General features: G+C 64.7%; 26 protein-coding genes. 17 read left to right on the forward strand and 9 right to left on the reverse strand.

Features of this window, described 5'->3' with window-relative positions:
* Window positions 1-72: 72 nt before the first annotated feature.
* On the reverse strand, window positions 73-468 hold the full coding sequence (locus ACREBX_RS18790; RefSeq protein ID WP_431563260.1) for a glycine zipper 2TM domain-containing protein: 396 nt from the start codon (window positions 466-468) through the stop codon (window positions 73-75).
* A gap of 182 nt (window positions 469-650) precedes the next feature.
* Here ACREBX_RS18790 and ACREBX_RS18795 point away from each other — a divergent pair, with 182 nt between their 5' ends.
* The gene (locus tag ACREBX_RS18795; protein ID WP_039572978.1) at window positions 651-872 is read left to right on the forward strand and encodes a membrane protein; all 222 of its coding nucleotides are present in this window, start codon (window positions 651-653) and stop codon (window positions 870-872) included.
* A gap of 20 nt (window positions 873-892) precedes the next feature.
* Window positions 893-1,810, forward strand: a complete 918-nt coding sequence (gene rarD, locus ACREBX_RS18800; protein WP_431563261.1) for an EamA family transporter RarD — start codon at window positions 893-895, stop codon at window positions 1,808-1,810.
* Here rarD and pyrC read toward each other — a convergent pair.
* Window positions 1,807-2,832 (reverse strand): dihydroorotase, encoded by a 1,026-nt coding sequence (gene pyrC / locus ACREBX_RS18805; protein WP_431563262.1) that lies wholly within the window; start codon window positions 2,830-2,832, stop codon window positions 1,807-1,809. The genes rarD and pyrC overlap by 4 nt on opposite strands.
* 68 nt (window positions 2,833-2,900) lie before the next feature.
* Here pyrC and ACREBX_RS18810 point away from each other — a divergent pair, with 68 nt between their 5' ends.
* Genes ACREBX_RS18810 through ACREBX_RS18820 form a run of 3 tightly spaced genes read left to right on the forward strand, consistent with a single transcriptional unit; the run spans window position 2,901 to window position 4,848 of the window.
* Window positions 2,901-3,626 (forward strand): YgfZ/GcvT domain-containing protein, encoded by a 726-nt coding sequence (locus ACREBX_RS18810; RefSeq protein WP_431563263.1) that lies wholly within the window; start codon window positions 2,901-2,903, stop codon window positions 3,624-3,626.
* A 32-nt stretch (window positions 3,627-3,658) separates the two neighbouring features.
* Window positions 3,659-4,246 (forward strand): hypothetical protein, encoded by a 588-nt coding sequence (locus tag ACREBX_RS18815; protein WP_431563264.1) that lies wholly within the window; start codon window positions 3,659-3,661, stop codon window positions 4,244-4,246.
* Window positions 4,247-4,281: 35 nt separating this feature from the next.
* Complete coding sequence (locus tag ACREBX_RS18820; RefSeq protein ID WP_431563265.1) at window positions 4,282-4,848, forward strand: retropepsin-like aspartic protease family protein; 567 nt, start codon at window positions 4,282-4,284, stop codon at window positions 4,846-4,848.
* A gap of 12 nt (window positions 4,849-4,860) precedes the next feature.
* Here the strand turns inward: ACREBX_RS18820 and ACREBX_RS18825 are convergent, their stop codons facing one another.
* A complete protein-coding gene (locus tag ACREBX_RS18825; RefSeq protein ID WP_431563266.1) occupies window positions 4,861-5,172 on the reverse strand; it encodes a hypothetical protein in 312 nt (103 codons plus the stop codon).
* A gap of 149 nt (window positions 5,173-5,321) precedes the next feature.
* On the opposite strand from ACREBX_RS18825, the gene ACREBX_RS18830 reads away from it, so the two are divergent.
* A complete protein-coding gene (locus tag ACREBX_RS18830; protein WP_431563267.1) occupies window positions 5,322-5,987 on the forward strand; it encodes an MBL fold metallo-hydrolase in 666 nt (221 codons plus the stop codon).
* 31 nt (window positions 5,988-6,018) lie between these two features.
* Here the strand turns inward: ACREBX_RS18830 and ACREBX_RS18835 are convergent, their stop codons facing one another.
* Window positions 6,019-6,459: an MAPEG family protein gene (locus ACREBX_RS18835; protein ID WP_431563268.1), complete on the reverse strand. Its 441-nt coding sequence runs from the start codon at window positions 6,457-6,459 to the stop codon at window positions 6,019-6,021.
* A gap of 317 nt (window positions 6,460-6,776) precedes the next feature.
* Between ACREBX_RS18835 and rpmF the strand changes: the two genes are divergently transcribed.
* The 5 genes from rpmF to ACREBX_RS18860 all read left to right on the forward strand — a co-directional run bounded on the left by rpmF (window position 6,777) and on the right by ACREBX_RS18860 (window position 9,833).
* Window positions 6,777-6,956, forward strand: coding sequence for a 50S ribosomal protein L32 (rpmF, locus tag ACREBX_RS18840; protein WP_011541714.1), 180 nt, complete (start codon window positions 6,777-6,779; stop codon window positions 6,954-6,956).
* Window positions 6,957-6,978: 22 nt separating this feature from the next.
* Entirely contained in the window at window positions 6,979-8,013 is a 1,035-nt protein-coding gene (gene plsX, locus ACREBX_RS18845) for a phosphate acyltransferase PlsX (protein WP_431563269.1), read from the forward strand.
* Window positions 8,010-8,975, forward strand: coding sequence for a beta-ketoacyl-ACP synthase III (locus tag ACREBX_RS18850; RefSeq protein ID WP_431563270.1), 966 nt, complete (start codon window positions 8,010-8,012; stop codon window positions 8,973-8,975). Before plsX ends, ACREBX_RS18850 begins: the two co-directional genes overlap by 4 nt.
* 154 nt (window positions 8,976-9,129) lie before the next feature.
* Window positions 9,130-9,423, forward strand: a complete 294-nt coding sequence (locus ACREBX_RS18855; protein WP_056373946.1) for an integration host factor subunit alpha — start codon at window positions 9,130-9,132, stop codon at window positions 9,421-9,423.
* Between the two features lie 14 nt (window positions 9,424-9,437).
* A complete protein-coding gene (locus ACREBX_RS18860) occupies window positions 9,438-9,833 on the forward strand; it encodes a MerR family transcriptional regulator (protein ID WP_431563271.1) in 396 nt (131 codons plus the stop codon).
* A gap of 3 nt (window positions 9,834-9,836) precedes the next feature.
* On the opposite strand, the gene ACREBX_RS18865 is transcribed toward ACREBX_RS18860, so the two are convergent.
* From ACREBX_RS18865 to ACREBX_RS18875, 3 genes are read right to left on the reverse strand one after another with little or no spacing between them, the layout of a single operon-like run.
* Window positions 9,837-10,388: a SixA phosphatase family protein gene (locus tag ACREBX_RS18865; RefSeq protein ID WP_431563272.1), complete on the reverse strand. Its 552-nt coding sequence runs from the start codon at window positions 10,386-10,388 to the stop codon at window positions 9,837-9,839.
* Between the two features lie 57 nt (window positions 10,389-10,445).
* Window positions 10,446-13,181, reverse strand: coding sequence for an ATP-dependent DNA helicase (locus ACREBX_RS18870; RefSeq protein WP_431563273.1), 2,736 nt, complete (start codon window positions 13,179-13,181; stop codon window positions 10,446-10,448).
* A 55-nt stretch (window positions 13,182-13,236) separates the two neighbouring features.
* Window positions 13,237-13,605, reverse strand: a complete 369-nt coding sequence (locus ACREBX_RS18875) for a PilZ domain-containing protein (RefSeq protein WP_431563274.1) — start codon at window positions 13,603-13,605, stop codon at window positions 13,237-13,239.
* 100 nt (window positions 13,606-13,705) lie between these two features.
* Between ACREBX_RS18875 and ACREBX_RS18880 the strand changes: the two genes are divergently transcribed.
* The 5 genes from ACREBX_RS18880 to ACREBX_RS18900 all read left to right on the forward strand — a co-directional run bounded on the left by ACREBX_RS18880 (window position 13,706) and on the right by ACREBX_RS18900 (window position 17,620).
* A complete protein-coding gene (locus ACREBX_RS18880) occupies window positions 13,706-14,116 on the forward strand; it encodes a response regulator transcription factor (protein WP_431563275.1) in 411 nt (136 codons plus the stop codon).
* A gap of 98 nt (window positions 14,117-14,214) precedes the next feature.
* Complete coding sequence (locus ACREBX_RS18885; RefSeq protein ID WP_431563276.1) at window positions 14,215-14,751, forward strand: DUF4199 domain-containing protein; 537 nt, start codon at window positions 14,215-14,217, stop codon at window positions 14,749-14,751.
* A 260-nt stretch (window positions 14,752-15,011) separates the two neighbouring features.
* On the forward strand, window positions 15,012-16,628 hold the full coding sequence (locus tag ACREBX_RS18890) for a lysine--tRNA ligase (protein ID WP_431563277.1): 1,617 nt from the start codon (window positions 15,012-15,014) through the stop codon (window positions 16,626-16,628).
* A gap of 9 nt (window positions 16,629-16,637) precedes the next feature.
* Complete coding sequence (locus ACREBX_RS18895) at window positions 16,638-17,123, forward strand: DUF3291 domain-containing protein (RefSeq protein ID WP_431563278.1); 486 nt, start codon at window positions 16,638-16,640, stop codon at window positions 17,121-17,123.
* Between the two features lie 14 nt (window positions 17,124-17,137).
* Entirely contained in the window at window positions 17,138-17,620 is a 483-nt protein-coding gene (locus ACREBX_RS18900; RefSeq protein WP_431563354.1) for an asparaginase domain-containing protein, read from the forward strand.
* Here ACREBX_RS18900 and ACREBX_RS18905 read toward each other — a convergent pair whose 3' ends face one another.
* A complete protein-coding gene (locus tag ACREBX_RS18905) occupies window positions 17,621-18,652 on the reverse strand; it encodes a fatty acid desaturase family protein (RefSeq protein WP_431563279.1) in 1,032 nt (343 codons plus the stop codon).
* Window positions 18,653-18,842: 190 nt separating this feature from the next.
* Here ACREBX_RS18905 and ACREBX_RS18910 point away from each other — a divergent pair, with 190 nt between their 5' ends.
* Complete coding sequence (locus ACREBX_RS18910; protein WP_431563280.1) at window positions 18,843-21,440, forward strand: EAL domain-containing protein; 2,598 nt, start codon at window positions 18,843-18,845, stop codon at window positions 21,438-21,440.
* A gap of 9 nt (window positions 21,441-21,449) precedes the next feature.
* Here ACREBX_RS18910 and ACREBX_RS18915 read toward each other — a convergent pair whose 3' ends face one another.
* Window positions 21,450-22,721, reverse strand: a complete 1,272-nt coding sequence (locus tag ACREBX_RS18915) for an amidohydrolase family protein (RefSeq protein ID WP_431563281.1) — start codon at window positions 22,719-22,721, stop codon at window positions 21,450-21,452.
* Window positions 22,722-23,189: the final 468 nt, after the last annotated feature.

A 23,189-nucleotide genomic window follows, 5' to 3' on the forward strand; every position in this document is an offset into this window, starting at 1 on the left:
CCGGCGCCCTCGCCATCAGCGTGTACGGGCTGGAGGGGTCTCGAACCCATACTCGAGACGGTTAGCTATCCTTTAGCGGCAGCGATATTTCGACTTGTCGATCTCGCGGCCGAGCAGGGCTCCACCGGCTGCGCCGAGTACGGTGCCGAGCAGCTTGTCGCCGCCACCTGCGATCTCGTGGCCGGCGAGACCGCCGACAGCGCCGCCGATCAGCAGGCCGGTCGTGCCATTATCCTTCTTGCAGCGATAACGGCCGTCATTGTCGCGCCACACACGGGTATTGTTATTGACGCGCTCGTCGCGGGCATAATAGCGGCGGTCCTTCTTGCGGTAGAAATTTGAAGACTGGTCGAGCTGGTGGAACCCATCGGCCTTCGCCGGAGCCGCGATACCTGCATAGGCAGGCGCGGTCAGGGCGACGCTGGCGGCAGCAAAAGTGCCCATCAGGCCCTTGGTGAAATTACGCATAAAAAGTCCTTTCCTGGTTCGGCACCTCATCCCGCTTGCACAAGACCGGGCGCTTCGATGGGGAAAACGAACCGGGCTGCAAAGCCGTTGCATGAACCCAAGGCAACAAGACGAGTCGAGTGTTTCCATCGACGAACCGATAAGCTCTTGCCGCATCGGCGGCGGCATGCGACAATCCGGCCATGCTCAATATCGGATCGCTCGTCATCGGCGCTATCGCCTTGGTTCTGGCCGTTTTTGCCTTCATTCCGCTGCTCGGCTGGGCGAACTGGGTGATCGTGCCTTTCGCCGTCGTCGGGCTCGCGCTCGGCGCGATGTCGGACAAGACGAGCGGGCGCAACCTCAACATCGTCGTCATCGTCATCGGCGTGATCCGCCTGATGCTCGGCGGCGGCATCATCTGATCCAGCCGGGCTGACCGATCATGAACCAGCCAGCGGCCCCCGCGGGGAGCAATCAGGGCGGCTTGCCGTTCGCGATCAGCGCCTATCTGATCTGGGGTTTCGTCCCGCTCTTCTTCAAATTGCTGTCGAGCGTGCCGCCGGCCGAGGTGCTGGCGCAGCGCATCGTCTGGTCGCTGCCGCTTTGCTTCCTGATCATGGCGTTCCGCCGCCAGATCGGCGAATATCTCGCGGCGCTCTGCGATTGGCGCGTGCTGCGGCTGTTGCTCATCAGTTCGGTCCTGATCGCGCTCAATTGGCTCGTCTATATCTATTCGATCTTCACTGACCATGTGCTCGCGGCGAGCCTCGGCTATTATCTCAATCCGCTCGTCAATGTGATGCTGGGGATGATCTTCCTCGGCGAACGTCTCTCGCGGCTCCAGGCGCTCGCGGTCGTCATCGCCGGGATCGGTGTCGCGATCCTGCTCGCGGGCGCGCTCGACACGCTGTGGATCAGCCTGACGCTGGCGTTCAGCTTCGGCACCTATGGCCTGATCCGTAAAATCGTGCCGGTCGGATCGCTCCCGGGCCTCGCGATCGAGACGACCTTGCTGCTGCCGCTCTCGCTGGCGGGCGCCGCTTATTATATCTGGCTCGGCGACGGTCGCGGCTTCGGGTCGGAAGCGGGGATCAGCTGGCTGCTCGCCGCTGGCGGGGTTGTCACGGCAGTGCCGCTCCTGCTGTTCGCGACCGCGGCGCGGCGGATGAGCTATGCGGCGCTGGGTTTCGTCCAGTATCTCGCGCCCAGCATCGCCTTCCTGCTCAGCCTCTTCGTCTTCCATGAACCGCTGAAGCCCGCACAGCTCGTCTGCTTCATCTTGATCTGGGTCAGCATCGCGGTGTTCAGCCTCGACATGTGGCGCAAGATGCGCGCCGACCGGATGATGCCGGCGGCTTAGGCGGTGAGCCGCCAGCCGAGCGTTTCGCCGGCATGGAACGGAACGACCTCGCCGATCTTGTCAGGAATGACGGTCTCGCCGCGTTCGAGCGTCACCGTCCCGGTGTTGAGCGGCAGGCCATAGAAATTCGGGCCATGCTCGCTGGCGAAGCCTTCGAACTTGTCCAGCGCGCCTTCCTCGTCGAACGCCTGGATATAGGATTCGAGCGCATAGGGGGCGTTGAAGATGCCGGCGCAGCCGCACGCGGCTTCCTTCGTATGCACCGCATGCGGCGCGCTGTCGGTGCCGAGGAAGAATTTCGGCGAGCCCGATACCGCCGCGGCGCGGACGGCGAGCCGGTGCTGCTCGCGCTTGGCGACGGGCAGGCAATAAGCGTGCGGCCGGATGCCGCCGACGAGCATCGCGTTGCGGTTGATGTGAAGATGCTGCGGCGTGATCGTCGCGGCGACATTGGCCGGGGCGGCTTGGACGAAATCGACCGCTTCGGACGTGGTGATATGTTCGAACACGATTTTCAGGCTCGGCAGGTCGCGGACGAGCCCCTTCAGCGTGCGTTCGATGAACACCGCCTCGCGGTCGAAAATGTCGACATCATGATCGGTGACCTCGCCGTGGATGAGCAGCGGCATGCCGATTTCGGCCATCCGCTCGAGCACGGGCATGATCTTCGCGATGTCAGTGACGCCATGCGCGCTGCCGGTGGTGGCGTGGGCGGGGTAAAGCTTTGCCGCGGTGAAGATGCCCTCGGCATGGCCGCGCGCCATCTCGTCAGCGTCGCTGTGATCGGTCAGATAGGCGACGATCAGCGGGGTGAAGTCGAGCCCGGCCGGAACCGCGGCGTTGATCCGGTCGCGATACGCCGCGCCTTCCTCGGCGGTTGTCACGGGCGGCGACAGGTTCGGCATGATGATCGCGCGCGCGAACTGCCGCGCGGTATATTGCGCGACATGGTCCAGCATCGCGCCATCGCGCAGATGAACATGCCAGTCGTCGGCGCGGCGGATCGTCAGGCGGTCGGTCATAATCTTCTCCCCCCTCCGCTTCAGGGGAGGGGCTTTAAGTTCACGTCCGCGCTCCCTATTGTCGACGCATGGCCAACACAACCCTCAACGACCGCGCCCTCATCCGTCTGTCGGGCGAGGATGTCCACGGCTTCCTTCAGGGGCTGGTGACCAACGACACATCGGGCAATCTGCCGGTGTGGGCGGCGCTGCTCACCGCGCAGGGCAAGGCGCTGTTCGATTTCCTGATCTGGGGCGACGAAGGCGACGTGCTGATTGATTGCGAGCGGGAGGCGACCGAGGCGCTGGCGAAGCGCCTGACGCTCTATCGGCTGCGCCGTGCGATCACGATCGCGGTCGAACCCGATCTGGCGGTCCACTGGGCGCGGCAGGGCGATCTGGGTGTCGTCGATCCGCGCCTTCCCGAACTCGGCCAGCGCTGGCTGGCCCCCGCCGGTGAAGGCGCGGGCGCCGACGCTGCCTGGCGCGCTCACCGCCTCGCGCTCGGCGTCACCGAGGGGCGCGCCGAACTGGGTGACGGCACGACCTTGTGGCTGGAATGCAACGCCATCGATCTGAATGGCGTCAGCTTCACCAAGGGCTGCTATGTCGGACAGGAAAACACCGCGCGGATGAACTGGCGGCAAAAGGTTAACCGGCGGCTGGTCGTTGTCCCGATCGCGGGGGCCGACGAAAAGCGGCAGGTTATCGCCTATCCCGACCTCGGCTGGTCGGTCGAACATCGCAGGACCGAGAATATCGAAGCGGCCGACGTACCCGCGTGGATGCGCGAGAGCCTCGCGGTCGGTTCATGACAGATGCAGCCTTTGCTGCTAGACTGCCGGGCATGCGCGCTTTGCTGATTTCGTCGGCGCTCGTCGCCGCCTTCGCCTTGTCGGCTCCCGCAGTTGCGGCGCCGACGTCGTTGTTGCCGACCGAACCCGAGGCGGCGCAGCCCCCTTCCCAACTCGCGCCGCTGGCAGCAGACTCCGCATGGACGCCGCGTTTCGCGGCGGCGGCGGACAAGCTGGCGACGGCGCTGCGCTCGCGCGATGAGGCGCAGTGGGCACCGCTGCTCGGCGGGCAATGGCTGTCCGCCGCAGATCGCGAGCGCGTCAAGAATCTGCTGGGCGACCGGAACAGCCCGTTCCTGCGCGCGCTCTTTTCGCAAGGATCGACCCACCGCGGGATCCTCGGCTGGAACGCGCCCGCATCGCTCGGCGCCGAAGAACGCGCCGCGATCGAGAATGGCCAAGAGGCCGAGGCGCTGGTGTGCTGGTCGGCGGGCGGAAATGGCTCAGTGCCATGGCCGGCAACCGCGGTCGAGGCCGACAATCTGCCGGGGCGCCCTTATGCCTGCGCACGGATCGCGTACAGCATTCGCGGCGAGACGCCGACTTGGCGCGCGTTCATCGAGCAGCGCGAACCCGCTTAACCAATCTCCAACCCTCTTTTGCGAAAAGGCGCCTCATGTTGGGGCGCTTTCTCGGGCTGGCTGCGGTGATCGCGGCGGTTTCGGTCGGCTTGGCGGGAATCGCCAGCCGGTCTCCGTCCACTGACGCCGTCGAAACGTCGAACGTCATTTCGGGCAATCACGACAATTGGACGACGCATAAAGTTCGCAAGGACCGGTCTTTGGCCGCGGCCGAAGCCCGGGGCGGTTCGGGCCGGCCGAGCGAGGTGTTGCTCGCTCGCGCAAGCGATTCGCATTTCTATGCCGATACCGAGATCGACGGGCGGAACATTCGCATGCTCGTCGACAGCGGCGCGTCGATTGTCGCGCTGACCCGCAGCGATGCCGAGGCGATCGGGATCAACGTCGACGATCTTCCGGTCGGCGGTAGCGCGAACACCGCGGGCGGCGTCGTGCCGATGCGGATGGTCATGCTCGACAGTGTCGAGGTCGAGGGGATCGAGGTGCGCGGCGTGCAGGCGGCGGTCATCGACGCCGATATGGGCGTATCGCTGCTCGGGCAGAGCTTCCTCTCGAAACTCGCGGCGGTGAACGTCGAAGGCGACACGATGGCATTGCGCTGAGGCGCGGATTGTCTAACGATAGACGCTCGGAGAAGGTTCGTCGTCGACCCAGTTCTTCTTGAGATGCCAATAATATAGAAGGCCGAAGATCAACGCTCCGGGCACGGAATAAATCGCTTCGCCTACCCACCCGAAATTCGCAACGGTGAAACCAAGCGCCGACCGTACGACATTGATAGCGTAAGCGCTCAGCGCGACGAATATCGTCCGCGGAAGGGGGCGGGCATTTCGCCAGGCGAATGTTCCGAGCAGCAACCCGAAACAGGCTATCGCCAACGTCGGCAGCCCGTACTGCAGCAGAATTGCAAAGATAGAGTCCGCCATTCACTCCCCCCTTATGACCCCGTTCAGTCTGGCGATAGCCAGAAAGGGATTCAAGCACGCATTTTGTGCAGGCGGGCGGGCAGACGAAGAGCAACGGGCTTTGGAGCCGTGGCTTGCCAACCTGCGCGCATTTCCCCACATGAAGGCGCATGAACGCTCCCACTCCTCCGCTTCGCGCCGCGATCGTGCCCGTCACCGCTTTCCAGCAGAATTGCACCCTTTTGTGGTGCACCAAGACCAACAAGGCGGCCTTCGTCGATCCCGGCGGCGATCTCGACAAGCTTAAGGAAGCGGTCAAGCAGACCGGGGTCGAGGTCGAGAAGATCCTCGTCACCCATGGTCATATGGATCATTGCGGGCAGGCGGGGATGCTCGCGAAGGAACTCGGCGTGCCGATCGAGGGGCCGCACGAGGACGATCGTTTCTGGATCGACGCCTTTGCCGAGGACGGTGCGCGCTTCGGTATGGTCGGCGAATCTTTCGAGCCCGATCGCTGGCTGGTCGATGGCGACACGGTGACCGTCGGCAATCTCGCGATCGACGTCATCCATTGCCCGGGCCACACGCCGGGCCATGTCGTTTTCCACCACGCGCCGTCGAAGCTCGCGATCGTCGGCGACGTGATCTTCCAGGGATCGATCGGCCGCACTGACTTTCCGCGCGGCAATCACCAGCAATTGCTCGATTCGATCACGCAAAAACTGTGGCCGCTCGGGGGCGACACGACCTTTCTGCCCGGACACGGCGCGCACAGCAATTTCGCGCACGAACGGCGCACCAATCCGTTCGTGAGCGACGCTGCGCTGGAGGCGTAATGTCCCCTCCCGCAAGCGAGAGGGCAGAAGATCACCGCGGCGCTGCGACTTCGGTTTCCACGATCTCGGTCGTGGTGATGCTCGTCGGCGTGAGATAGACGATCGCGAGCGCGCCGAGCGCGAGGCCGAGTTGCGTCACCATGGTGATGATCGTGCCCGCCATGCGGCCCCACGTCATCCCGTCCATCCCGAGCGCGTGAAGGATGCGGCCGACAAGGTAAAGCGCGCCGACGCCCCACAGCCAGATCGACGATCCGAGGCCCAGCTCGACCAATGCGAGCAGGATCAGCACAAAGGCCGTGTTTTCGACGAAATTGCTGTGCGCGCGCATCCGCCGCGTCAGGGGCTCGTTGCCGCCGTCGCCGATGAAGACCTTTTCCTTCGTACGGACGCGGCCGACGCGCACCGAAAGCCACAGGTTGAGCAGCGCCGCCCCCGCGGCAATCGTCAGGCTGATCGGCAAGATAATCATCTGGTTTCCCCCTTATTGGCCGGCGCGTTTCGCTTGCCGGCAGCGGGCAGGGTGTGGCATCCCCTGACCGGGGCGGCAAGTCTGCACGGGGATGGACGCAATGGGCTTGCCTTTGCGGGCAAAAACGCTATAGCCCCGCCCGATCCGGCACCCGACACCATATGGCGTTGAGGCACCCTCCGGCGGAAGTTTTTCCCTGTCGAATATCGGCGGGAGCAGGCTTCGGCGTGGCGGGCGGGCCAGTCATTTCCGGCGACGGCGGTGACAAATCCGGGTAGCCGATTCGTGACACACTATTTAAGAATGCAGGAAATATCATGGCCGTTCCCAAGCGAAAAACCTCGCCCTCGAAGCGCGGCATGCGTCGCAGCCACGACAGCCTGAAGGTCGAAGCCTTTCAGGAATGCCCCAACTGCGGCGAGCTGAAGCGCCCGCACAATCTTTGCAACGCCTGCGGCCATTATAATGGCCGTGAAGTGGTGTCGGTCGGCGCGTAAAAATCAAGCCGGAGGGCATTAAATGGCACTGACACCGCGAATCGCAATCGATGCGATGGGCGGTGACGTCGGCGTGCGCATGATGCTCGCCGGCGCCGCGATGGCGCGCCACAAGCACGACGGCCTCCGCTTCATCCTCGTCGGCGACGAGGTGCAGATCAAGGCGGCGCTTGAAAATCACCCGAATCTGCGCGCGGCGTCGGATATCATCCACACCGATGGCGTGGTGTCGGGTTCGGACAAGCCGAGCCAGGCGCTGCGCAAGGCGAAAAGCACCTCGATGGGGCTCGCGATCGACGCCGTAAAACGCGGCGATGCCGGCGGCGCCGTGTCGGCGGGCAACACCGGCGCGCTGATGGCGATGGCGAAGCTGGCGCTGCGCACGATGCCGGGCATCGACCGGCCGGCGCTCGCGGCGCTGCTGCCGACGCTCGGCGACAATGACGTCGTCATGCTCGATCTTGGCGCGAACACCGATTGCGACGCCAACAATCTGATTCAGTTCGCCGTCATGGGCGCCGCCTATGCGCGCACCGCCATGGGACTCGAGCGCCCGCGCGTCGCGCTGCTGAACATCGGCACCGAGGAACTGAAGGGCACCGACGAGATTCGCGATGCCGCGGCACGGCTGCGCGAGGCGCACGGCCTGCCGATGGAATTCACCGGCTTTATCGAGGGCGACAAATTGTCGCGCGGCAATGTCGACGTGATCGTCCACGACGGTTTTTCGGGCAATATCGCGCTGAAGACGATCGAGGGGACGGCGCGTTTCGTCACCGACCTGCTGCGCCGCGCCTTCACCAGCTCGACGCGCTCGAAGATCGGCTTCCTGATCTCGCGCCCTGCGACCGAGCTGCTCAAGCATCATCTCGATCCCAACAACCATAACGGCGCGGTGTTCCTTGGCCTCAACGGCGTGGTGCTCAAAAGTCATGGCAGCGCCGATGCGAAGGGGGTCGCGAACTGCGTCCACCTCTGCGCCGAGCTGATCGAAAAGGACATCACGCGTCAGGTGACCGAGGATCTCGCGAATTTCCGTAGCGGCGCCGCAGCATGACGCTCCGCGCCATATTGGCCGGCACCGGCTCGGCCTTGCCGCGTACGCGAGTCTCGAACGCCGAACTCGCGACACGTGTCGACACCAGCGACGAATGGATCGTCGAACGCACGGGCATCCGCTTCCGCCATATCGCCGAACCCGACGAGACGACGGCAACGCTCGGCGCCGATGCGGCCAGGCAGGCGCTGGCCACTGCGGGGCTCGAGCCCGCCGACATCGGCCTGATCATCGTTGCCACCGCGACCCCCGACAATACGTTCCCGGCCAGCGCCACCAAGGTGCAGGCGCTGCTCGACATTCCCGATTGCATCGCCTTCGACGTCGCGGCGGTCTGTTCGGGCTTCCTTTATGCCGTGTCGGTCGCCGACTCGATGCTCCGCACGGGCGCCGCCAGGCATGCGCTGGTGATCGGTTCGGAAACCTTCAGCCGCATCCTCGACTGGGAAGATCGCACGACCTGCGTCCTCTTCGGCGACGGGGCAGGGGCGGTGGTGCTGTCGGCCAAGGATGTCGATGACGACCAAGGCATCCTCGCGACGCGATTGCATGCCGAGGGAAAATACGCAGGCATGCTCTATGTCGACGGCGGCCCGTCGACGACCGGGACGGTCGGCCATGTCCGTATGCAGGGCCGCGAAGTTTTCCGCCATGCCGTCACCAACCTCGCCTCGGTGCTGACCGAGGTGATGGCCGACGTCGGCCTGTCGCCCGAGTTGATCGACTGGGTCGTGCCGCATCAGGCGAACAAGCGGATCATCGACGCAACCGCGAAAAAGCTGGGTTTGCCGCCCGAACGCGTCGTGCTGACCGTCGACCGGCACGCCAATACGTCGGCGGCGTCGGTGCCGCTCGCGCTCGATCTCGCGGTGCGCGACGGGCGCATCAAGCGCGGCGACCTGGTCGTGCTCGAGGCGATGGGCGGCGGCTTCACCTGGGGCGCTGCGGTTTTGCGCGTCTGACGCTTCGTTCCGGCGCGTCAACTTCTCGCTCCATCCGTTTCAGTTTGGCGGATTAATTCGCATTTGTTACATATGGTAATGGGACTCGTGACGGTGGGGGCTGTCAGGGACTTAATTGACTATATTTCGCTTCAGTGAGGGGGAAGGGATCATCATGGCAGCAGGGACGCTCACGCGGGCCGACATTGCGACACGGATCAATCAACAGATCGGTCTGTCGCGTAATGAATCGGCTGCAATCGTCGAATCGATTCTCGATCATATGTCCGACGCGCTCGCGGTCGGTCAGAATGTGAAAATCTCGGGTTTCGGTACATTCGTCCTGCGCGACAAGGCGCAGCGGATTGGCCGCAATCCCAAGACTGGCATCGAAGTGCCGATCCTGCCGCGGCGCGTGATGACCTTTCGCGCCAGCCAGACGATGCGAGCCCGCGTTGCCGGTAAATAAACCGCGCCTGACCCATGTCGGGTTTTGAGATGACCGACGATGGCGGCAAGGCGTCTGGCGCCATGCTCGCCATCGGCGAACTGGCGGTGCGCATCGGCGTTCCGACGCATGTGCTGCGATATTGGGAAACACGTTTCCCGCAGTTGAAGCCGCTCCAGCGGTCGGGCCGCCGCCGCTATTACCGCGCCGAGGACGTCGCGCTTGCCGAGCGCATCCACCATCTGCTGCATGTCCAGGGCTTCACCGTCGAGGGCGCGCGCAAGGCGCTATCCGAACCGGGGGCAGCACCGACGTCGCGCGCGCCGTTGACCCGCGAGGCGCTCGACAGCGCCGCGCCGATGCAAGTGAAGGGGGTTCCGGTCGAGGCGCTGGTGTCGCTCCGCCAGCGCCTCGCCGCGGTGCTCGGCTAAGCTTCAGTCATTGTCCATCGCTGGCGCGAGCGCGGGGTCGAGGTCGCGTGGGCGGATAAAACCCACAAAACGCGCGCTGTTCGTGTCGAGATCATGCCAGTTGCCGATGTCCAGCTTCAGCCGCGCCAGCGCCGAAGTCGGCAGCTTTTCTTCGACCTTTGCGCGCAATTCGTCGCCCGCCGATTCGGGGACGAGCATCAGGATCAGGTCTTCCAGCCCGGGATTATGCCCCGAAATCAGCAGATGGTCGGCGTTGCGCCCGGTGTCGCGGATCACGTCGATCAGCGTCGCGGCGGAGGCGAGATAGATGCGCCGGTCCCAATGCGGCTCGAGCGTGTCGAGGTCGGCGGCGGGCTGGAAGATGTCGAGTGTTTCGGTCACGCGCACTGCGGGCGAGGCGATGATGCGATCGACGGGCAGTTTCTGGCGCTTCAGCCATTGTCCGATCAGGTCGGCGCCGCGCGCCCCCCGTTTGTTGATCGGCCGGTCGAAATCGCGCTCGACCTGGACATCCCAACCCGATTTGGCGTGGCGCAGGATCGTCAAAGTCTTCAAAATCGCTCCCCGCGCGCCCACACTCTTGTCCTCGTTCGCGGGCCTTGTGCCGGAAACTTATGACGGTGAAAAGGCCGGAAAGGCGCTTTTTCGCCTTTCCACATTCGCCGCGGCCACATGATTGACCGCTTCGTCGAGAGGCAGGCGGCGGATCGGCGTACCCTCTGGAAAGGCGCTCAGCAGGCGCGAGGGAAAGCTGGGTGAGAGCATCACGAACTGGCCGAAATCGTCGGCGCGGCGGATCAATCGCCCGAACGCCTGCCCGATGCGGCCCCGAATGACCATATCGTCATAGGCGCTGCCGCCCTGCGCCGCGCGCCGCGCCGCGTGGAGGATCGTCGGGCGCGGCCAGGGAACGCCCTCCATTACCACGAGCCGCAGCGAATCACCGGGAACATCGACGCCGTCGCGCAAGGCATCGGTGCCGAGCAGCGATGCGTGCGGATCGGCGCGAAAAATGTCGATGAGCGTCCCGGTGTCGAGCGGATCGACATGCTGCGCGAACAGCGGCAGTCCCGCCCGCGCCAACCGGTCGGCGATGCGCGAATGGACGATGCGCAGCCGCCGGATCGCGCTGAACAGCCCCAACGCGCCGCCGCCCGACGCCTCGATCAGCCGGCTATACGCGCCGGCAAGCGCGGGAAGGTCGCCGCGCGCGATGTCGGTGACGATCAGCACCTCTGACTGGCGCGCATAGTCGAACGGGCTCGGCACCGCGAAATGCTGGACGCCGCCGTCCATGTGGCGCGCGCCGGTGCGGATGTCGGCGTCGGTCCAGCCGCCGCTCCCGTGTCCGCCGTTCCGCAGCGTCGCCGAAGTAACGAGCACGCCCTGCGCCTGCGCGTAGACGACCTCGGCGATCGGCCGCGCGGGGTCGAGCCAGTGGCGATGCAGCCCGGTATCGAACTCGCGCCCGTCGTAGCGGTCGACCGCGAGCCAGTCGACAAAATCGGGGTCGGCGGGCCCGCCCACGCGCCCGAGCAGCGACAGCCAGCCACCGAGCGTATCGATCCGTGTGCCCAGACTGTGCCACGCGCCATCGACCCTTGCCCGCGCCTGTCCGTCGAGCCAGTCGGGTGGATCGTCGACCAGCGCGTCGAGCCGCTTGCCGAGCGCCATCAGCGGGCGCAGCAACGCCTCGACCGCGTCGCTCGCCGCTGCGGCTGCGGTTACCAGCTCGGAATCGGGATCGGCGAGTTCGGTTTCGAGGCCATAGCCCGCATCGGCGGTACGCGTATCAACCGCGCGCGCGTAAACCTGTCCGCGTACGGCAACGAGCAGCCGCTCGATCGCGCCCCACGGGTCGTTTTCGGACAATCGGCCAAGCCAGCCGTCGCCGGGCAGTTCGGCGGCGGCGGCGATTGCGGCCTGGATCGCGCGGTCGCCCGCCTCGTCATAGCTTGCGACATCGGCGAGGCGTGCGGCGAGCCCGCGCCGCCGTCCGCGCGACTTGCCCTCGGGGCCGAGCACCCAGCGGCGAATCTCGACCGCTTCCTGCCCCGTGAGCGCGGCGGCGAACATGCTGTCGGCGGCATCCCACAGATGATGGCCTTCGTCGAAGATCAGCCGTGTCGCGGGCGCGCCGCCGTCTCGCGGGCGCGCCGCCTGCACCATCGTCAGCGCATGGTTGGCGATGACGATGTCGGCCTGCGTCGCCGCACGCGCCGAGCGTTCGATGAAGCATTTGCGGAAATGCGGGCAGCCCGCATAGATGCACTCGCCGCGCCGGTCGGTCAGCGCCGTCGTGCCGTTGCGGCGGAACAGGGCGGGGAGCCAGCCGGGCAGGTCGCCGCCGACCATGTCGCCGTCGCGCGTATAGGCGGCCCAGCGCGCGACAAGCTGCGCGAGGATCGCGGCGCGGCCCGAAAAGCCGCCCTGCAACGCATCTTCCAGGTTGAGCAGGCAGAGATAATTTTCGCGCCCCTTGCGCACCACCACCTTTTCGCGGTGGGTTTCGGCGTCGGGATAGAGCTTCTCGGTCTCGCGTGACAATTGGCGTTGCAGCGCCTTGGTGAAGGTCGAGATGCAGACGCTGCCCGCCGACTGGTCGATCCATTGCTTGGCGGGGGCGAGATAGCCCAAAGTCTTGCCGATGCCCGTTCCAGCCTCGGCGACGAGCATCTGCGGCGCGTCCTTGCGTTCGCGCGGGGCGAAGATCGCGGCGGTCGCGCGCGCATAATCCTGCTGCCCCGGCCGCCGCTCGGCGCCGTCGCCGGTCAGCCGGTCGAGCCGCGCCGACACATCGTCCGCGTTGATCGTCACCTGGCGCGGCGTCCCGCGCGGCGGCTGTTCCTCCCACTCGGGCAGGCGCGCGAACAGCCAGCGTTCATTTGCGTCGGGCTGCGATAGCCGTGGCTGGATCAACGGCGACCACGACCAGCGCTGGCGCGACAAGGCTTGGACGCCGTGCCACGCGCCTTCGCGCTCGGGCCAGTCGGGATCGTCGAAGCTCGCGAGCATTGCCGCGGTCGCCTTGGGCAGAAAGGCCGCGATATCCTCTTCGCTTTTCGGCGGTGTCAGGCCGACCCCGGCGGCGATTCCCGCCGGGGTCGGCACGGCAAAGCGCGCGGGATAGAGGAAAGCGAAGAGCTCGAGCAGGTCGAGCCCCGACAGTTCGGGATAGCCGAGTCGGTCGCCGGTCAGCGTCGCATTGAGCAGCAAATGCGGGGTCGCTGCGACCGCCGCGATCGCTTCACCGCGCCCGACGCGCTGCACGCGGCCGCGCGTGTCGGCGATCCAGATGCCGATATGGCTCGCATGGATCGCGGGCAGGGTGAGCGGGTCGGGAGCCATCGCTCCGTGGATAGGGACAAAAGGCGAACGCGGCAAGATGGCCGCGACGAATCGCTCAGCTCAGCCCGCGGCGTCCGAAGGTGATCGGGCGTGCCGTCTGGAAAATCTGCGTGGGCTCGATCATCGATGCGCCGCGCGCTATTTTCAGCGCATTATGCAGCGCGCCATGCGTCAGCTCATATGGGAAACGCACGCCCATGCGATCATACTCGGACCACATGACGACGGCATAAGTCACCTGTCCGCCATAGTGGATTTCGCAGCGCGACCGCGCCGGCATGCTGGCCCCGTCGATCCGCGCGCCACCTTCCGACAGGTCGGTGATCCGGCCGTCGACGAAGTTGAGCACGCCATTGACGGTGACCTCGATCGAAACGGCGGTGCGCTTGTGGCTGCGGGCGGCGGGGGTGCGAAAATTGTCCATGTCCGGGACGCTACGCCAGCATGGTAAATTTTCCGGTAACGATGTTGGTTCGTGCCGGGACAATATTGCAAGCGATCGCCGACGATGGTCTACACGGATCATGGTCCGTCCGATCATCCTCTATGGCGTTGGTCTCGCCGCCGCGGCGTTTCTGCTCGAGTGGCTGAACTACAAGCATGTCGTGCACCGCTGGTCGACCGAATTTTACATTGTCTGCGTCGCGGTCATTTGCGTTGCGCTTGGCATATGGGCCGGAAACCGGCTGACCGCCCGGCCGCGCCAGGCTTTTGTGCGCAACGACGCGGCGATCGCGGCGCTGGGACTCAGCGCGCGCGAATTCGAAGTGCTGGAGATGCTGGCCGCTGGGCACGCCAACAAGGTGATCGCGCGCCAACTCGATATCTCGCCCAACACGGTGAAGACCCATATTGCGCGCGTCTATGAAAAACTGGCGGTCGCCAGCCGGACCCAGGCCATTCAGAAGGCACGGACGCTCGGCATCCTGCCGTAAAATCGGGCGATCGGCACCAAATCACCCATTTGGGCGATAGATTCCGACCGTTGTTTCGGCCCATCTCGCGTGGCATTCACCACCAGGGGAGACATATCATGGGCAGAATCATTGCGGTTTACGGCGCCATCGCGGGCGTCATCGTCATTCTCGGCATGTTTATCAGCATCACCTTCGTTGCCGACCACGGCACGATGGGCATGGTCGCCGGCTATCTGTCGATGCTGGTCGCATTGCTTTTTGTTTTCATCGGCGTGAAGCGTTACCGCGACGTCAATATGGGCGGGGTGATCACCTTCTGGAAAGCGCTCGGCGTCGGTCTCGGCATCGGGCTCGTCGCATCGCTCTTCTACATCCTGGGCTGGGAACTCTATATGTGGCAGACGGGCGGGACGTTTATGGCCGACTATATCGCCAAGAGCGTCGAGGACATGCACGCTTCCGGCAAACCGGCCGCTGAGATCGCGAAATTCTCGGCCGAGATGGGGGTGATGGCGGAGCAGTACAAAAATCCGCTCTTCCGCATGGCGCTGACGCTGACCGAGATATTTCCCGTTGCGTTGCTGGTATCCATCGTGTCGGCCGCCTTGCTGCGCCGGAGCAGTTTCATGCCGGCGATGCAACCGCGGGGCTGAAACGAGACGGGCGGTATCGGCAGGTGCCGACCGAGATACCGGCTTTCCTACATTGCACCGGCATGCTTGATACTGTCCGATGCGATCGACAGCCGCCTCTCTCGCTAAAGCGACAAAGGAGACAATATGGATGCGCGCGCGCGTATCCTTTGTCTCCTTAAGTCCGGAAGAGCCAAGCGTCGTCGGTGATTCACGAGTAAAGTTGCGCAGTTTTCCGCGCTTCTTTCCATCGGCGCTTCTTGCCGCTATGGGGCGCAGCTATGACTGACCCGCACCTTCACCCGTCGCTGCGCGAACCCGCGCAGATGTCCAAAGCCTGGCCGTTCGAGGAAGCGCGCAAGCTGGTCAAACGCTATCCGGACGGCAAGCCGGGTGGTGAAGCCATGTTGTTCGAAACGGGTTATGGTCCGTCGGGGCTCCCGCATATTGGCACCTTCAACGAAGTGCTGCGCACGACGATGGTCCGCCGCGCCTATGAGGCGCTGACGGCCAATGAATCCGGGGTGCCCGCACCGACGCGCCTTGTCGCGTTCAGCGACGATATGGACGGGCTGCGCAAGGTCCCGGACAATGTGCCGAACGGCGACATGCTCCGCGAATATCTGGGCAAGCCGCTGACCGACATTCCCGACCCATTCGGAAAGTTCGAGAGTTTTGCGCATCATAACAATGCCATGCTGCGCGAGTTTCTGGACCGGTTTGGCTTCGAATATGAATTCATCAGCTCGACCGAACGCTATAAGTCGGGCGCATTCGACGACGCGCTGAAGAATGTCCTGCGTCATAATCAGGACATCCTCGACATCATGCTGCCGACGCTGCGCGCCGAGCGCGCCGCGACCTATTCGCCGATCCTGCCCGTCAGCCCCCGGTCGGGGATCGTGCTGCAGGTGCCGGTGACCGTCGTCGATGCCGATGCGGGGCTGGTGTCGTTCGAGGACGAGGGCGAGACGATCACGCACAGCGTCCTCGGCGGCGGCGCGAAGCTGCAATGGAAGGTCGACTGGGCGATGCGCTGGGTCGCGCTCGGCGTCGATTACGAGATGTACGGCAAGGACCTGACCGACAGCGGCGTCCAGTCGGGCAAGATCGCCAGGGCGCTCGGCGGGCGCAAGCCCGAGGGGCTGATCTATGAGATGTTCCTCGACGAAAAGGGCGAGAAAATCTCGAAGTCGAAGGGAAATGGCCTGAGTCTCGATCAATGGCTCGACTATGGCAGCGAGGAAAGCCTGGCCTTTTTCGCGTACCGCGAGCCCAAGGCGGCGAAGCAGCTCCACATCGGCGTAATCCCGAAGGCGATCGACGAATATCTGCAGATGCGCGGCAGCTATCCGGCGCAGGAGCCCGACAAGCGCCTCGGCAATCCGGTGCACCACGTCCATGTCGCGCGCGGCGAGGATATTCCGGCGAGCGAACTGCCGGTAAGCTTCGGGTTGCTGCTGAACCTCGTCGCGGTGATGGGCGCCGATGCGTCGAAGGAGCAGATCTGGCGCTATCTTGGCCAATATGTCGAGGGCGCCGACGCTGCGACCTGGCCCGAACTCGACCGGCTGATCGACAATGCGATGGCGTATAACCGGGACTATGTCGCGCCAACGCTCAATCGCCGCAAGCCGCAGGGCGGGGAGGTCGCGGCGCTGACCGAACTCGACGGCGAACTCGCGGCGCTGCCCGCCGATGCCTCGGCCGACGACATCCAGAATATCGTCTATGCGATCGGCAAGAACGAGGCCTATGGCTTTGAAAATCTGCGCGATTGGTTCAAGGCACTGTACGAGACCCTGCTCGGGTCGAGCGCCGGGCCGCGCATGGGGAGCTTCATCGCGCTGTTCGGGATCGACAATACGCGGCGGCTGATCGCCGAGGCTCTGGCCTGAGGAGAACCTATGGCGGCTTATGAACTCGCGCAAATCAACATCGGCCGCTTTCGCCTGCCGTCCGAGCATGTCGCGAACCGCGATTTCATGGACGCGCTCGACCATGTGAACGCCGTCGCCGAGGCGGCCGACGGCTTCGTCTGGCGGCTCACTGGCGAGGGTAACAACGCGACCGATGTGCCCGTGACCGACGATCCGCACCTGATCGCCAACATGTCGATGTGGCGCAATATCGATGCGCTCGCGGCCTATGTTTATCGCACGCCCGACCATCTGACGGTGATGAAGCGGCGCAAGGAATGGTTCGACCATATGGCGACCTATCAGGCGCTGTGGTGGGTTCCTGCGGGGCATCGCCCGACGGTCGCCGAGGGCATGGCGCGGATCGCGATGATCGAGGCGAACGGGCCGACGGCGGAGGCTTTCACTTTCAAGCGGCCGTTCGCCGCGCCCGACGGGACACCGGCGCTGCCTATACAGGATGAGTGTGCGTGACCGACATGATCGACATGATCGACATCTTCACCACTGGCGGGACGATCGACAAAGTCTATTTCGATGCATTGAGCGAGTTCCAGATCGGCCCTGCGGCGATCCCCGACATGCTGCGCGAAAACAACGTCCACGTCCCGCACCGCGTGACGCAGCTGATGCGCAAGGACAGCCTCGAATTGGGCGATGCCGATCGCGAGGCGATCCGCGCCGCAGTCGCCGCGAGCGATGCATCGCGCATCCTCGTCACCCACGGCACCGACACAATGGTCGTCACCGGCCGCGTGCTCGCGGGAATCACGGGCAAGACGATCGTAATGACGGGGGCGATGCAACCCGCGTCGGTGCGCGCGAGCGATGCCGAATTCAACGTCGGCTTCGCGCTCGCAGCGGCGCAGACGCTGCCGCCCGGGGTCTATGTCGCGATGAACGGGATGATCTTCGACCCCGAAAAGACGGTCAAGGACCGCGCAGGCGCCCGTTTCGTGCAGGAAGGCTGATCATCCCCCGGCGGTGACCTGCCGCAGCACCGCAGCATAGTTCGGCGCGATCGTCATCGAATCAAGCTTGCCCGCGCGGCCGAGCGCGGCATGCACTTCGGGCAGCCGATAGCAAGGCACACCCATGAACAGGTGATGCTCGGCGTGATAATTCACCCAATATGGAGCAACCGTCGCGCGCGCCAACCAGCCAGCGTTGGTGGTGCGCGCGTGGGTGAAGGGGTCGTCGCTCCCGGTCGTCGTGCATGCATGTTCCGCGATGTTGCGGACGCGCAGGTACAGCTGAAAGGTCGTGGCGAGCCCGGCGAACCAGAGGAGGTAAGGCATCCAGCCATAGAGCGCGAGCGAGGCGCCGAGCAGCACCGCCTGCGCGACCAGAAAACGCCCGACCGCGCGTGCCACCGCCATCGCCCCCGCGACATCGATTGTCGGTGACGTCATGCCGTCGTCGGACTGTTTGTTGAACGGCGTCCCGGCCTTGGCGCTCGCGCCGCTTTTCTGCCCCTGCTCGCCGCGCAGTATGGCTTTCAGGCCGACGAAGGCGAATCCGAATTGCGCAACGCGTTGCTTGAAGAAGGTCTGGCCCGTCATGTCGCGCAGAACCTTGCGCCACAGGCTGGCGCGCGTGGCCGGGAAGGGCTTTGACAGCGACAGGTCGGGGTCTTCGGGTTGTTGCGTGAATTTATGATGCTGCAGATGATAGGTGCGATAGGCGATCAGATCCGATCCCACCGCTGCGCCGGTCAGCCACTGGCCAAGGAAATTGTTGATTTTCCGGTTCGGATGGAGCGCGCCATGCGCCGCGTCATGCATCAGGATCGCGAGTCCGAGCTGGCGCCCGCCAACGAAGATGACGGCCAACAGCCATAGGGCCGGGTTCTGCGACCAGGCGGCAAGGCCGACAAGCGCGATGCTGACGATCCATGCGTGCGCGACGAGCCAGATCCCGCGCCAAGAGGACGCGCGCGTGATTGCCGACCATTCGGTGCGGTCGAAAAAACGGTCGGGCGGGAACAGGCGGACGGCAGGCATGACCGATCTATAACGAGTTGCGAACCGAAACGTAACCCCTTCCGTTTTGGCACAATATCGGCGGAAATCGCAAGCTTGCGGTAAGGAATTGGAAACCCCTTTTTGGCCACTGGTTGTCGCGACCAGAAAAGCGGGGATTATCGGGACATTGGGGGTTCGGCGCAACATCATCCGGCCGGGAGGCGGCGATTTGCCATCGGGTGAATCGCTGTTCGATTCACCGGAATTCGTCACGCACCTGATGCGCGTGGCAAAGCTGTGGCATTATGTGCTGATCGGCCGCGTCCTTGCATTCCTGACCTTTGCCTTTCTGCCGGGCCTTGCAGGCTTCCTCGATCATCCTTCGCATTGGCTGGTCATGGTCACCGGCCTGCCATGCGATGTCGCGCTGACCGTGATCGGGCAGGCGATGCGCAAACCGCGTCCGATCGCGCACAGCCAGGTGCGGCTCATGGCGATGCTGTGCATGGCGCTGATCGCGCTCGGCACATTGCTCAACGCTGCAGCGATGTTCGATGCAATTGCGGTTCCTGACGGCAGCCGCCATTTCGATGCCTTTACCGCGATCCACATCGGCTCGCTGCTCGTCGCGGCGTCGGCGGTCGCGGTGGTCCGTCCCGCTTTTTTCGCCTTCGCGGGTGCGACGGCGCTGGGTGGGGCGATTGGCGTCGCCTCCTGGCCGTTCGCGGTCGCGGGCTTCGTCTTCCTTGGCCTGCTGATCGTGATGATGCGCGAGGATGTCCGCCACCAGCGCCGCGCAACGCGCGCCGCGCGGCTGAGCATCAGCGACCAGCAGCGCGCGCTGAACCTGATGCGCGATTTCGAGCGAGCGGGACGCGGCTGGTTCTGGGAAACCGACCGCTACGGCCAGCTCGTCTATATCTCGCCAACCGTCGCAGCACGGCTCGACCGGCCGCTCGCCGACCTGCTCGGTCACCCCTTTACGGACATCATCCGCAAGCGGATCGGCAATGACGAGAGTGAAGAGCGGACGCTGGGTTTCAGCCTGTCGTCGCGTACGCCGTTCAAGGAACTGACGGTGCAGGCGGCGGTTCCGGGCGAGGAGCGCTGGTGGTCGATCTCGGGCCACCCGATCAGCAACGAGCTCGGCAATTTCCAGGGGTTCAGAGGCAGCGGCACCGACCTGACCGACAAGAAAAGGTCCGAGCGGGAGATCAACCAGCTCGCACGCTATGACACACTCACGGGTCTGGCAAACCGCCGCCACATCACCGATCTGCTCGAACGCGCGCTCAAGAGCCATAGCGGGCAGCCGCAGCCCTGCGCGCTGCTGCTGATGGATCTCGACCGGTTCAAGGCGGTCAACGACACGTTGGGGCATCCCGTCGGCGACCAGTTGCTGCAGCAGGTCGCGGGACGCCTGACGCAGATCGTCGGCGACAAGGGACAGGTCGGCCGGCTCGGCGGTGACGAATTCCAGATCGTCGTGCCGCAGCTCAGCCAGCCCGAAAAGCTCGCCGGCATCGCCAACGCGATCATCCTCAGCCTCGCCAAACCCTTTTCGATCGAGGGTGAGCAGGTGCGTATCGGATCGTCGCTCGGCATCGCGGTATCGGACGGGCAGGGGGTGTCGGCGTCGGCGCTCGTCCGTAACGCCGACCTTGCGCTTTATGCCGCGAAGGATGCGGGGCGCGGCGTCTATCGTTTCTATGCCGACGCGATGCACAACCAGGCGAGCGAGCGCAAGGCGATCGAGGATGCGCTGCGCGACGCGCTGGCGAAGGACGAGCTCAGGCTTCTTTATCAACCGATCGTCGACGTCGAGAGTGAACGGATCACCGGATTCGAGGCGCTCATCCGCTGGCATCATGCGACCGGCGGGTTAATCAGCCCGTCGAAATTCATCCCGATTGCCGAGGAGTCGAACCTGATCGTACCCATCGGCGAATGGATTATCCGCACTGCTTGCGCGACGATTGCGCACCTCGGCTCCGGATACCGCGTCGCGGTCAACGTCTCGCCGCGCCAGTTCGCCAACGAAAAGCTGCCCGCGACGATCATGAGCGCGGTGTCGGCAGCGGGCATTCGTCCCGATCAGCTCGAACTCGAGATCACCGAGGGCGTCTTCCTCGACGAGAGCGCCGAGAATCTCGCGATGTTCCAGAAGCTGAAGCGCACCGGCGTGCGGCTGGCGCTCGACGATTTCGGTACGGGCTATTCGGCGCTCGGCTATTTGAAGAAGGCGCCGTTCGACAAAATCAAGATCGACCAGAGCTTCGTCCTCGGCGCCGCGGACCCCAGCAGCATGAACGCCGCGATCATCTCGTCGATCGTCGGGCTGGCGACCGCGCTGAAGATGGAAACGACCGCCGAAGGCGTCGAAACGCACGACGACCTCGCGCTGATTCGTGGGCTCGGGTGCAGCCATGTCCAGGGCTATATCTATGGCAAGCCGATGGATCTGGTTGAGGTGCTGGCCTTGCTTCGCGAGGGTGGCGGGCGTGTCGAGGCGAAGGGATACAAGAGCGCACGCGAGGCCCGACTTACGACCTTTCGCACGATCCGGGTCGGCAGCGGCGGTTACCAATATGAGGGGATCGTCCGCAACATATCGTCGCGCGGGGCGCTGATCGAGGGGCTATGGAATGTTCCTCCCGGGACGCCGCTCATCCTCGAATTCGGCGCAGACCAGATTTTCGATGCCGAGGCGCGCTGGTCGGTGGGCAACCGCGTCGGCGTGAAATTTGCCGAAGCGGTCGAGGTCGACGGGCTGATCGGTCCGAAGACGGCCACGCCGGCGCAGGGGCGGGTCCGCCGCGCCGCGTGACACCTTGGATCAGTTTGCGATGCGGCCGCGCGCCATCACCCAGTCGACCTTTTCCAGCACCGTGACGTCGGTCAGCGGGTCGCCGCTGACCGCGATCATATCGGCCGACATACCGGGCGCGATCCGTCCGATCTCGTTTTCGAGCGACAAGAGCTTTGCGGCGACCGTCGTCGCGCTCGCCAGCGCCTCGCGCGGGGTGAGGCCATGTTTGACGAGCAGCGCGAACTCCTGTCCGTTGCGGCCATGCTCGAACACGCCGGCATCGGTGCCGAAGGCGATCGGCACGCCGAGCGCCTTGGCACGGGTCACCGCCTTGCCGACGTCGTTCAGCGTCATGCGCACCTTGTTCTCGACCGTCGGGGTATAGATGCCCTTGCCGAGCCGCTCGCGGATGCCCTCGAATGCCATCAGCGTCGGGACGAGATAGGTGCCCTTGGCCTTCATCACTTTCAGCGTCGCATCGTCGGCGAACGTGCCGTGCTCGATGCTGTCGATGCCGGCTGCCGCCGAAGAGGTAATCCCGCCCGCGCCGTGCGCATGCGCCATCACCTTCAGTCCCAGCGAATGTGCGGTGTCGGCGATGCTTTGCAGTTCGGGGCTGGTGAAATGGCCTTCGAGGCCGCGAGCCTGCTGCGACAGCACGCCGCCCGTCGCGGTGATCTTGATGACGTCGGCGCCGGCGCGCGATGCCTTGCGCACCTTTTCGGCGCACTCGACCGCGCCGGTGCAGGTGTAGCCTTCATCCAGGACGGCATGGACATCCTCGCGGAAGCCCGTCACGTCGCCGTGCCCGCCGATGATCGACAGCGCGGGGCCGGCGGCGACGATGCGCGGGCCTTCGATGAAACCGTTCGCGGTGCCGCGGCGGAGGGCATAGGCGGTATATTGCGCCGATCCGGCTTCGCGGACTGTGGTGAAACCCGCGCGCAGCGTGATCGCGGCATTCTTGGCGCCGACGACAACGCCCCATTCGTCGGGGTCGACCGTCGCGGCGCGATAATCGCCGCCGGGGTCGCCGGTCAGGTGGACGTGGAGGTCGACGAGGCCGGGCAGCAAAGTCTTGTCGCCAAGGTCGACGATTTCTGCGCCGGCGGGCGCTTCGGTGCGGCCGGGCGCGATCGAGGTGATGCGGTCGTCGGTGACGGTGATCGTCGAGGGGCCTTGCGCGGGCTTGGCGGCGTCGGTGATGACGCGGCCGGCATAGACGATGGTGGTTTTCGCGTGCGCCGTAGTGCCGAGCAGCGCGAGCGTCGCGGCTGCGACCATTCCCAATTTACGCATGAAGTCTCCCCTGTCTGAAGGCGCCACCGTGGCGCGGCGGGCGGGGGAGGGCAAGTGGTGAGTGGCATTGCACGAAAGCCGTTTCTCGGTCCGGCAGGCGCTTAAAGCCACAAGAGCCCCGCATGCGTGCTTCGATTTTGTATCCTTTGTGGCCTTAAGGCGACAAAGGATACACATGCGCTTGCGAAAAATGTCTCCTTTGTCGCTTTAAGAGCGGTTTGCGGAAGCCGACGATTTCAAAGAGCGAACTCGAGGCTGGCACGGCGCGATAAAGTAGGACAGCGATTTTTCGCCGGTCGGCCAATGTCGGTTTTGGGGTGGTGAGCAGACGATGATCTCCCCTCCCGCAAGCGGGAGGGGCAGCGAGGCTTGCCAGCTTGCTGGCTAGCCGCAGCGGGGTGGGCATGGCCGCGCCGTCGTCGCCCACCCCCGCCCCCTCCCGCAAGCGGGAGGGGGGAAGAGTGTTCT

Origin of the sequence: Sphingopyxis sp. (assembly GCF_050725655.1) — a bacterium.
In the GTDB taxonomy this organism is placed as follows: domain Bacteria; phylum Pseudomonadota; class Alphaproteobacteria; order Sphingomonadales; family Sphingomonadaceae; genus Sphingopyxis.

Excerpts from the sequence above, each read along its gene's own strand:
- ACREBX_RS18855 (WP_056373946.1), top strand. The coding sequence starts at position 9,130 with ATGGCAGCAGGGACGCTCACGCGGGCCGACATTGCGACACGGATCAAT.
- pyrC (WP_431563262.1), bottom strand. The coding sequence starts at position 2,832 with ATGACCGACCGCCTGACGATCCGCCGCGCCGACGACTGGCATGTTCAT.
- ACREBX_RS18885 (WP_431563276.1), top strand. The coding sequence starts at position 14,215 with ATGGGCAGAATCATTGCGGTTTACGGCGCCATCGCGGGCGTCATCGTC.
- rpmF (WP_011541714.1), top strand. The coding sequence starts at position 6,777 with ATGGCCGTTCCCAAGCGAAAAACCTCGCCCTCGAAGCGCGGCATGCGT.
- rarD (WP_431563261.1), top strand. The coding sequence starts at position 893 with ATGAACCAGCCAGCGGCCCCCGCGGGGAGCAATCAGGGCGGCTTGCCG.
- ACREBX_RS18890 (WP_431563277.1), top strand. The coding sequence starts at position 15,012 with ATGACTGACCCGCACCTTCACCCGTCGCTGCGCGAACCCGCGCAGATG.
- ACREBX_RS18830 (WP_431563267.1), top strand. The coding sequence starts at position 5,322 with ATGAACGCTCCCACTCCTCCGCTTCGCGCCGCGATCGTGCCCGTCACC.
- ACREBX_RS18850 (WP_431563270.1), top strand. The coding sequence starts at position 8,010 with ATGACGCTCCGCGCCATATTGGCCGGCACCGGCTCGGCCTTGCCGCGT.
- ACREBX_RS18870 (WP_431563273.1), bottom strand. The coding sequence starts at position 13,181 with ATGGCTCCCGACCCGCTCACCCTGCCCGCGATCCATGCGAGCCATATC.
- ACREBX_RS18895 (WP_431563278.1), top strand. The coding sequence starts at position 16,638 with ATGGCGGCTTATGAACTCGCGCAAATCAACATCGGCCGCTTTCGCCTG.
- ACREBX_RS18835 (WP_431563268.1), bottom strand. The coding sequence starts at position 6,459 with ATGATTATCTTGCCGATCAGCCTGACGATTGCCGCGGGGGCGGCGCTG.
- plsX (WP_431563269.1), top strand. The coding sequence starts at position 6,979 with ATGGCACTGACACCGCGAATCGCAATCGATGCGATGGGCGGTGACGTC.
- ACREBX_RS18905 (WP_431563279.1), bottom strand. The coding sequence starts at position 18,652 with ATGCCTGCCGTCCGCCTGTTCCCGCCCGACCGTTTTTTCGACCGCACC.
- ACREBX_RS18810 (WP_431563263.1), top strand. The coding sequence starts at position 2,901 with ATGGCCAACACAACCCTCAACGACCGCGCCCTCATCCGTCTGTCGGGC.
- ACREBX_RS18795 (WP_039572978.1), top strand. The coding sequence starts at position 651 with ATGCTCAATATCGGATCGCTCGTCATCGGCGCTATCGCCTTGGTTCTG.
- ACREBX_RS18900 (WP_431563354.1), top strand. The coding sequence starts at position 17,138 with ATGATCGACATCTTCACCACTGGCGGGACGATCGACAAAGTCTATTTC.
- ACREBX_RS18790 (WP_431563260.1), bottom strand. The coding sequence starts at position 468 with ATGCGTAATTTCACCAAGGGCCTGATGGGCACTTTTGCTGCCGCCAGC.
- ACREBX_RS18875 (WP_431563274.1), bottom strand. The coding sequence starts at position 13,605 with ATGGACAATTTTCGCACCCCCGCCGCCCGCAGCCACAAGCGCACCGCC.
- ACREBX_RS18825 (WP_431563266.1), bottom strand. The coding sequence starts at position 5,172 with ATGGCGGACTCTATCTTTGCAATTCTGCTGCAGTACGGGCTGCCGACG.
- ACREBX_RS18860 (WP_431563271.1), top strand. The coding sequence starts at position 9,438 with ATGTCGGGTTTTGAGATGACCGACGATGGCGGCAAGGCGTCTGGCGCC.
- ACREBX_RS18815 (WP_431563264.1), top strand. The coding sequence starts at position 3,659 with ATGCGCGCTTTGCTGATTTCGTCGGCGCTCGTCGCCGCCTTCGCCTTG.
- ACREBX_RS18820 (WP_431563265.1), top strand. The coding sequence starts at position 4,282 with ATGTTGGGGCGCTTTCTCGGGCTGGCTGCGGTGATCGCGGCGGTTTCG.
- ACREBX_RS18880 (WP_431563275.1), top strand. The coding sequence starts at position 13,706 with ATGGTCCGTCCGATCATCCTCTATGGCGTTGGTCTCGCCGCCGCGGCG.
- ACREBX_RS18915 (WP_431563281.1), bottom strand. The coding sequence starts at position 22,721 with ATGCGTAAATTGGGAATGGTCGCAGCCGCGACGCTCGCGCTGCTCGGC.